The sequence below is a fragment of the Protofrankia sp. CiT1 genome (assembly GCF_917627335.1).
GTDB lineage: Bacteria > Actinomycetota > Actinomycetes > Frankiales > Frankiaceae > Protofrankia.
In genome coordinates, this window is the sequence record NZ_CAKJTP010000129.1 from 1 (window position 1) to 8,297 (window position 8,297).

Annotated in this window: 9 protein-coding genes; 4 read left to right on the plus strand and 5 right to left on the minus strand. The window is 67.6% G+C overall.

Annotation, left to right across the window (positions count from 1 at the left end):
• On the plus strand, nt 1–2,188 hold a 2,188-nt coding region (locus tag MJ785_RS16965), incomplete at its 5' end, for a hypothetical protein (protein ID WP_239381735.1).
• 22 nt (nt 2,189–2,210) lie between these two features.
• Here the strand turns inward: MJ785_RS16965 and MJ785_RS16970 are convergent.
• The 4 genes from MJ785_RS16970 to MJ785_RS16985 are packed head-to-tail and all read right to left on the minus strand — an operon-like array spanning nt 2,211 to nt 4,550.
• Complete coding sequence (locus MJ785_RS16970; protein WP_239381737.1) at nt 2,211–2,906, minus strand: hypothetical protein; 696 nt, start codon at nt 2,904–2,906, stop codon at nt 2,211–2,213.
• Entirely contained in the window at nt 2,903–3,175 is a 273-nt protein-coding gene (locus MJ785_RS16975) for a zf-HC2 domain-containing protein (RefSeq protein WP_239308213.1), read from the minus strand. The genes MJ785_RS16970 and MJ785_RS16975 overlap by 4 nt, the downstream gene beginning before the upstream one ends.
• Nucleotides 3,169–3,801 carry an RNA polymerase sigma factor gene (locus tag MJ785_RS16980; RefSeq protein WP_239381739.1) on the minus strand — a complete coding sequence of 211 codons (633 nt, stop codon included), beginning with the start codon at nt 3,799–3,801 and terminating at the stop codon, nt 3,169–3,171. The genes MJ785_RS16975 and MJ785_RS16980 overlap by 7 nt, the downstream gene beginning before the upstream one ends.
• Nucleotides 3,801–4,550 (minus strand): GNAT family N-acetyltransferase, encoded by a 750-nt coding sequence (locus MJ785_RS16985; protein WP_239381741.1) that lies wholly within the window; start codon nt 4,548–4,550, stop codon nt 3,801–3,803. The genes MJ785_RS16980 and MJ785_RS16985 overlap by 1 nt, the downstream gene beginning before the upstream one ends.
• Nucleotides 4,551–4,719: 169 nt before the next feature.
• On the opposite strand from MJ785_RS16985, the gene MJ785_RS16990 reads away from it, so the two are divergent.
• Nucleotides 4,720–5,613, plus strand: a complete 894-nt coding sequence (locus MJ785_RS16990) for a TIR domain-containing protein (RefSeq protein ID WP_239381743.1) — start codon at nt 4,720–4,722, stop codon at nt 5,611–5,613.
• A 188-nt stretch (nt 5,614–5,801) separates the two neighbouring features.
• Here MJ785_RS16990 and MJ785_RS16995 read toward each other — a convergent pair whose 3' ends face one another.
• Nucleotides 5,802–6,371, minus strand: coding sequence for a heme-binding beta-barrel domain-containing protein (locus MJ785_RS16995; protein WP_239308209.1), 570 nt, complete (start codon nt 6,369–6,371; stop codon nt 5,802–5,804).
• 356 nt (nt 6,372–6,727) lie between these two features.
• Between MJ785_RS16995 and MJ785_RS17000 the strand changes: the two genes are divergently transcribed.
• Together MJ785_RS17000 and MJ785_RS17005 are read left to right on the plus strand one after the other, a co-directional pair.
• Nucleotides 6,728–6,865, plus strand: a complete 138-nt coding sequence (locus tag MJ785_RS17000; protein WP_239308208.1) for a hypothetical protein — start codon at nt 6,728–6,730, stop codon at nt 6,863–6,865.
• Complete coding sequence (locus tag MJ785_RS17005; protein ID WP_239381745.1) at nt 6,862–8,238, plus strand: NAD(P)/FAD-dependent oxidoreductase; 1,377 nt, start codon at nt 6,862–6,864, stop codon at nt 8,236–8,238. The genes MJ785_RS17000 and MJ785_RS17005 overlap by 4 nt, the downstream gene beginning before the upstream one ends.
• The last annotated feature ends 59 nt before the right edge of the window (nt 8,239–8,297 follow it).

Consider the following 8,297-nt stretch of genomic DNA (forward strand, 5'->3'; position numbering starts at 1 on the left):
CCTGTGGGAGACCTTCGCCCGGACGAGGGAACTGATGCTTCGGGTGACGGACCGAACCCGGGCGCGGGAGTTCGACGCTTTCCGCCAACTGTGCGAGCGCGAAACGCGGCTGCTCGGTGGCGCGCCGAAAGCCGAACGCACCGGGCCGCATGACCCAGCCGGAGGCGACGAGCCCGAGACTGTCAAGGCCCGGATCCGCCAGGCACAGTCCGCCATCGACGACGCCTTCGTCAGCGGCTGGGCGGAGTGGAGCCGGCGTCGGCACATCCTCATCACCATGGATTCCTTCGAACGCATCGCCGACGACGAGATGGGGTACTGGCTGGCACGTATGGCGCTGCGCCTGACGAACACCCTGGTCGTCATCGCCCGGATACCGTCGCAGCACACGTTCACCGCGGGATCGAATCGATGGCACGTCCGGCAGCTTCCCTACCTGTCCCGCGACGAAGTCGTCTCCTACCTCGACCAGACCTTTCACGGTGCGTTGCGGCCAGGTGTCGCCGATGTCGTCCACGACTTCACGGCGGGGCATCCCGGTGGCCTGTCGCTGGCGGCGAACCTGGTCGGCGAGACGGGCCCGGACAAACTTGAGGCGGCGGACCTGCGGCGAACGCTGCAACGGCTGCCTGACGACCCGTGGGAGAAATGGGCCGGTCTCGTCCGTCTCATCGTTGACGCCGTCCGGGATGCCCGGCTGTCCAGAGCCGTCCATGCCTGCGCCGTGGTCAACACCTTCGACGAACCGTTACTCGCGGAACTACTGACGGAAGACGACAACGAGCATCCCGATGTCGGAAATGTCATCCAGACCCTTAAAGGGTACGGCATTGCCGAGCAGATACTCGCGGTCGCCGACGAACCGTCCGACCGTTTCCGTCTGCACGAGTTCATCCGCCTGTCACTGAGCCGGGAACTGCGGACCATGCATCCCCGCACCTGGCAGGATCTCCATCAGAAAGCCTCCCGGCACTACTTCCGCCTCGTGTCGGAATGGGAGGACGACACGACTGGCGCCTACAGTTCCTGGTATCGCTACGAACATCCCCGCTGGCAGGCATACAAACGGGAGTGGCTGTTCCACGCCCGGCGGGTGTCCCGGAACCGCACGATCACCCGGGCACGCTTCGCGCTCGTGTTTCTGGAAGCCTTCTGGTGGTGGGGGTGCTACTGCCCGTTCGAGTACAACCGACGACTGCTGGAGGACTGGGAGCGTACCTGGCACCAGGAGGACTCACTCGCCGGGAACGTCGGCTCCATAGCCGCCGCGACCCAGCATAACCCGGACGACCAGCTGGGCGAGGCACTGGCCTTCGTGCTGGACAACTACCCGCCTGGCTATCTCAAGACCGATGCCCCCTGGAACGACATCCGCAACCGGCTGCTGCTCGTGCAACGCCTCTGTGGGCTCGGTCGTGGCGCACGTGTCGACGCCACCGCGGAAGAGGAACGAGAGCTGGGGCGGGTCAACGGTCTGATCAAAATATTTCTCGCGCACAGCAGGCGATTCCATGACCCGGCTGACCCTGCCGCGGGCCGCTACTACAACGAGGCGCTGGCCGTGTTCGAGGAGCTCGCGGACGACTGGAACGTCGCCTGGCTGCTTTTCGAAGTCGCTGACCTGGCGCTGGAACGGGGCGCGCTGGACGAGGCGACCGCCCGCGCCAGCTCTTCGGCGCAGCGCCTGGCCCAGCTCGCCGCGCAAACAGATGACTGGGACGAAGAACTGATCGCAAATCTCTTCCGTGTACGCGCGGACGTGCAGTGGGCAATGGGAAACACCGACGCGGCATTCGCGGACTACTATCGCGCGGTCGTCCACGCCTACCGGTTCATGGGCGTCCCGCACCCACCGGACGCGTACAACCTCGTTTTCTACGAGGAGATGACCACCCGGACAGTGACCCGGCTATGCGAAATCTTCAGTCGCTCCGGTATCGAGGAGGCAACGCGACGGACCGAGCCGGCCAGACGCCTGTTCTCAAGCACTGGGCAAACCGGCGAGGACGACGTCCGCCGGATGTTCGATGATTCGGATGTACATGCGCTACGCGGCTGGCTGTTCCCGCGCGCGCCCGAACCCGCCGAGCTGCGGTCGGCGGACTCCGCCTTCATGGACGAGTGGGGCGTCTTCGACGAGGATGAACCGCCCTCGGATGCCGATGTCGAGTTGCTCCGCCTCGGCTGAACGCACCTCACGACACGGCGCGTCACGACGTGAACGGCGGGGGCTGCGGGGGCTGCGGGAACGGGGCGGGCAGCCCCAGCCGGGTTGCAAGCCACAACGCCTGCCAGCGACGTTCAGTGACATATGGGTCGCTTTCCATCACGGCACTGCGTTGGTTGGCGGCCCGCGCCCCGATGTAGGCGACAGCCGCGGGAGGGTCGGCGTCGAGCGATTCAAGCGCGTCGATCACGTATGCCGACAGCAGGTTGGCTGTGGAACCCGGTTCCCGGACGGGCGCCTCAGCCCCCGCACGAGCCGGCGCGTCGAGCACATCGCCCCTTCCGGCCTGGGCGAAGGCCGCCGCGGCGGCCTCGATGTCTTCGGCGAGCGAAGGCAGCCCCGCGTCCCGGAGCTCAGCGCCAGCGTGGTGGGCGACCCGGCAGACGCAGGCGACGCTGAATTCCCGAGCGGTTTCGCCCGTCCATTCCGCAACCCGCATGCCGAGACGACCACGTCTGGCCACGACCTTGTTCGCGCCGATGATGAGCGGTTCATCGAGATCGATCCGCCAGAGCTCCTCGGTGAGCCAGTAGGGCAGATCCTCTACCCGGCAGGCGTGGATGCCGGCCTTGCACGGCATGGCCGGGCTGGCCTGCACCCACCTGCCCCGCGTCGCCCCCCAGGGGTAACCGGTGAACGGGCCTGTCCCCGCCGGACGGAGAAACTTGTAGTAGCTCATCGTTGTTCTCTCCGCACGCCCGAAGGCCTGGCGGCGGCCAGCGCCGCCGCCGTGACCCGGGCCGCCAGCCCCGCGGGCACCACTGCCGTGGCCGCCGCTGTCAACGCCACCAGCGACCGGCGCGCCCGTTCACTGTAGGCGAGGCAAGGCGGGCAGAAGAGCAGATGCTGTTCAAATGCGCTCTGATCGCCCTCGGTCAGCTCTCCGTCGTACCAGGCACCCACCAGGTCGAAAATAACGTCACAGCTGACGTCCAGCGCCCTCAGCACTGCTCTCCTCCGGCGTTCCGGCCGCGGCCGTCCAGATCACCGCTGTCACCGGCCCTGACCTCCTCATCAAGATGCGCCACATATGCCTCCCGAGCGCCGTCGAGGAGCCTGCCCTGCTCCTCCGCTGGCACGCCCATGATGTGAGCGGTCTCGGTCACCGACAGCTTTGCCGCGTCCCGGAGGATGAGAAGCGTCCGCTGGCGCGGCGGAAGGCGGCGCACGGCGTGAAGCACCTGGTCGGCAGTGGGTACCTGGCCAGCTGGCCAGGACGGCAGGCCGGTGTCCCACCATCCCGCCCAGCGGTCATCTGGAGGCAGGAAAAAGCCCGCTCGTGATCCCGTCAGCGGTTCGCCGACGGGATCGGTGTCATCGAGTTGGTCATGCTCCCGCAACAGCCGCAGGAGGGCATCGAGCAGACTCGCCCGGACCCCTGGGAGTGGTGTTCCCACCTGGGTCAGGGCCGCGGCGACGGTGTCGACCCAGGCGCGCTCAACCAGCGCGGCCGCGGCGGGACGCGCCCCGACCGCCGCCGCGAGCAGGACGGCAAACCGGTGGTGAGCGTCCATCAGCATGCCAACAGCCGTGTCATCCCCGTCGATGAGCACGATGTGCGGTGAACCCGTCACTAACCAGCCTCGGTGAATCTCGGTATCTCCCGCACACGGTCCAGCGGCCACAGGGGGAGCCTGTCACCATCGCCCCGCTCGGCGAACCGCCGCAGCTCCTGATAATCGGGGTCAACAATACGGGCCTCGCTCCCCTCGCACAGCTCGAAGTACTCGTCGAGGAAAGCGCTCACGGTCCTTGCCGGCACTGTCGGCATGGTTTCGCCTGGACAGATCAGCAGCATGTCAAAGACCCGCGGTATGCCAGGCCGCAGAGACGGCTGGAAGAACGGCATAGGAAGAAGCCTGGAGCCCGTCCGCTGGTACAGCCTGAGCCGGGCCGCCGGGTCACCGTAAACATTCGGCTGGTGGAAACGCGGATCCTCGATCTCGGCAATCACCAACGACGGCCGGATGGCCGCCCGCCACTGGGGGATGACATCGGTGAGCAGCGTCTGGCCGATGCCGCGACCGCGCGCGTCGGCCCGCACCGCGATGTAGCTGAGCAGGAGCACCCCGGATCGGGGGTAGATCTCACCCAGCATTCCCCCCAGCGGGGTTTCACCATCGAGGACCAGCGCGCCGGGGCCCAGGTCGGCGGCGGCGGCCCCGCGCAGTTCGTCCCAGGTAATGAGTTCGTCCGGCGGGAAGGCCGGTGTCAGGACCTCTGTGTAGAAGGACTCCAGCACAGGCTCACTGAGCTCGGACAGTTTTTTGATCTTCAAACCGCTCCGGCTGAGTGCGCCGATCGGCTGAGCCTCACTTGGCATGACCACCTCCTCATCTTCGCCTGTTCCTGACCACCTGGCCAGCATCGGCCCGGCCGACGCCTGTCGCCCGTCGACAGGGCCATCTTTTACGCCGCTTGCACACGGCGTGCACCGCTCGAGGACCGGCAGAGTAATCTGGCCGGTGCCAGCGGGGAAAGGACGTTCCTGAATGCCAAGGGCCGCAGTCGACATGGCTGTCCGTGTGCCGGACGCTCAGCTCGCGAGCGCCTATGACATGTGGTACGAGTTCGTGAAAGCCGCTTGGGAGGACGACCACGGCCGCGATGACGTGGAGATCACCGTCGTCGCACTGGAACTCTATCCGTCGGGGACACCCGCCCGGCCCGTTACCCGGCGGCTGTCCACACCCAGCGGGGACGCGCTGGTGTTCCGGCCGGCCTGGTTCAGCACATATGACCCCGAGCAGTCCGAGCATGGCAAGATCAGCATTAACGGGCCGCGGTATGAGCTCTTCGATTTTTCTTTCGACTACCGCTTCCGCCCGCCGCGGGCGAAGCTGGTCGTCGAATTACCAGACGAACGGATGTCCCGTACTATTCTCGAGGTGATCGACGATTCGAGCTCGGCGGTGCCGCGTGCTCGCCAGCCCGAAACAGCTCCCGAAGGACGGGCGATTGGCGGGCGGCAGCCTACGATCTTCATCGGGCACGGCGGGCCGAACCAGCTGTGGCGCATCCTCAAGGACTACCTGTCCGAGTTCGGCTTCCAGGTGGTGACCTTCGAGAGCGCGCCCCGCTACGGCCGGTCGGCGGCGCACGTCGTGTGGGAGATGCTCCAGCAGGCGGACTTCGCGTTACTCCTCCACACCGCGGACGACGAGACGCATTTCGGTACCGTCCGGTCGCGCCAGAACGTGGTTCACGAGACCGGCCTTTTCCAGGGCAGACTGGGCTTCGAAAAGGCAATCATCATCCGGGAAGAAGGCGTCGAGGAGTTCTCCAACCTCGCCGGGATTCAGGAGATCCGGTTTCCCCGCGGGAACATCGAGGCAGCGCACGGAGAGATTCTCCGCGCGCTGCACGACACTTTTCCCGCTCGCTGACCCGGGCGGACGCCCAGAAATCTCCTGATCGGCGATATCCGGACCAGCCCCGAAGGCATACGAGACGCCGAGCACCTGTTCAGCACGGCGGCGGTTGGCCACGAAATCGAGCGCGGCGCTGGCCGCTGTCACCGAACCGGCTGTTGGGAACCGCTCGCCGGGGCCATTCGCCGGGGCACTGTTTCCGCTCAGCCTACGATACGGTGCAGCACGTTGCGGTCGGTGTGCTCGATCACGCCATCCCAGCGGGCATGGGTGATCAATGTTTTCTCACTGTAGGCGAAGACGCCATCGGCCCGCACTGTCACCGTGACCTCAAAACCGATCGTGCGGGCGGCCTTCGCCAGATAGAGGTTGGACAGGATCCCGTACGTCTCCGAATCCACCTCCGCCCGCATGGTGAAGGCGGTCGCGTCCGGCGCCGCTGTGCCGCCAGCCAGCACGCTCTGCCCACGGGGCACATTGAAGCAACGCATCACCTGGCCGGCAACGGCGTCCCACAACCAGTAACCGACCTCGGTGTGGAAGGGGTTCTCCTCCCCTGCGCGCCACGCGGCGGTGCGGTAGTCCAAGCCATACAGCACCTGCGGGCCGTTCGCCACCGGGCCGAACGGCTTGAGCGACATACGTTCACGAAACGGCGTCTCGACGATGCGGCCCTCGGCGTTCGAGAAGGCCACGTCGAGGCCCTCGTCGCCCTCCCACTCCCCGGCCAGCGCCGCCAACGGCCCGAACTCGGTGGCCTGCACGCTCTCCACTGCGAACCCCTCTTCAACCGGCTCGAACCTCCCGGACCAGCGCAGTCCGGCATGCAGGACGTTACCGGTCGTCTCCGGTATCGCGGACGGATCCGGCGCATCTCGGCCCGTGAGACTGACAGCATTCGAGCAGATGGTCCCGAGACGGCGCCGACGGCTCACGTCCTGTGGGTGATGCGCCAGGCGTTCCTGGACTTTGACAATGGGTGGCGCGAGCCTGGGTCCCAGACCCGATTCGGTGGCATTGTCATTGGCACAGCCACCGGCGCCAACAGGACAGGAGCAAGATCATTAATATAAGACCTGAGGTGGTGCCGCTGCCGGTATCCGATGTGGATCGAGCCAAGAATTTCTGCGTGGCACTCGGCACGGGGCTTACGGCGGCCGTCCCCGGCAGGCACGAGAAAGAGATCGGGCGGGCCGGCCCGGACTGGCCAGACTGGTATGCGCGGTACATGGTGGGCGCGCGGGACGTGCGGGTGGCTGGCGGATGACCGGCCGCGACTACGATGTGATCGTCGTCGGGGGCGGCTCACCGGGCGAGCACTGCGCTGGCGAGCTGGCCGATGGCGGCCTACGGGTGGCGCTGGTAGAGCGGGAGCTGGTCGGCGGCGAGTGCTCGTACTGGGCGTGCATCCCGTCCAAGACGCTGCTGCGCCCCGGCGAGGCGGTGTGTCAGGCGCGGGAGGTGGGAGCCACCGCGCGAGTGGATGTCGCGGGCGCGCTGGCCTATCGCGACTTCATGGTCTCGGACCACTCCGACGCCGGGCAGCAGGCCTGGCTGGCGAGCAAGGGCATCGACCTGATCCGCGGCACCGGGCGCCTGAGCGGGCCCGGCGTGGTCGAGGTCGACGGCCGGCGTTACGCGGCGGCGCATGTGGTGTTGGCGACCGGCTCAGATCCGGTCATGCCGCCGGTCCCGGGCCTGCGCGAGTTGGACGGTGTCTGGACCAACCGCGAGGTGACCGGCATGAAGGCCGTCCCGCGCCGCCTGCTGATCGTCGGCGGTGGGCCGGTCGGTGTCGAGATGGCTCAGGCCGTGCGCCGGCTGGGCGGCGAGGTGGCCCTCGTCGAGGGCGCGGGACACGTGCTGGCCCGCGAGCCCGCGCCACTCGGCGAGGCGCTCGGTGAGGTTCTGCGCCGTGACGGCGTCGAGCTGCTCCTCGGCGCGCGGGCGGCCGCGGCGCGACGCGACGGCGAGGATTACGTGCTGACCCTCGAGAGCGGCCGCGAGCTACGTGGCGACCGGTTGCTGGTCGCCACCGGCCGGCGTCCCCGCGTGGACGGCATCGGCCTGGAGACGCTCGGTGTCCAGGCCGACCGGCGCGGCGTCGCGGTCGACGCCTACCTGCGCGCCGGTGAGCGCCTGTGGGCCATCGGCGACGTCACCGGGGTGCGGCTGCTGACCCATGTCGGCAAGTACCAGGGCGAAGTCGTCGCCGCGAACATCCTCGGTGAGCCCCGCGAGGCCAATTACGAGGCTGTTCCGGACGTGGTCTACACCGACCCACAGGCGGCCGCGGTCGGCGCCGCCGAGGGCCGGTTCACCGCGACCGCACTGGTGTCCGAGGTGTCCAAGACAGCCACCTACACCCACGCCTACGCCAGGTCGAACGGCTTCCTGACGCTGTGCAGCGACGGCGACCGGCTGACGGGCGCCTACGCGCTCGGCCCCGAGGCAGGCGAGTGGCTGCAGCAGGCCACCCTGGCCATCCGCGCCCGCGTGCCGCTCGAGGTGCTGCGCGATGTCATCCAGCCCTTCCCCACCTTCTCGGAGATCTACGTCAGTGCGCTGAAGGCGCTGCGCAACGAGATCACACAAGAGACCGCGGCGGACCGCCACCCGGTCCGGATGGATACGTCGTGAGCGTGTCTCGCCTGGACAGGCCTGCCGCTTAGTGGTCGGCACTTAGAGCGACCGGCAAT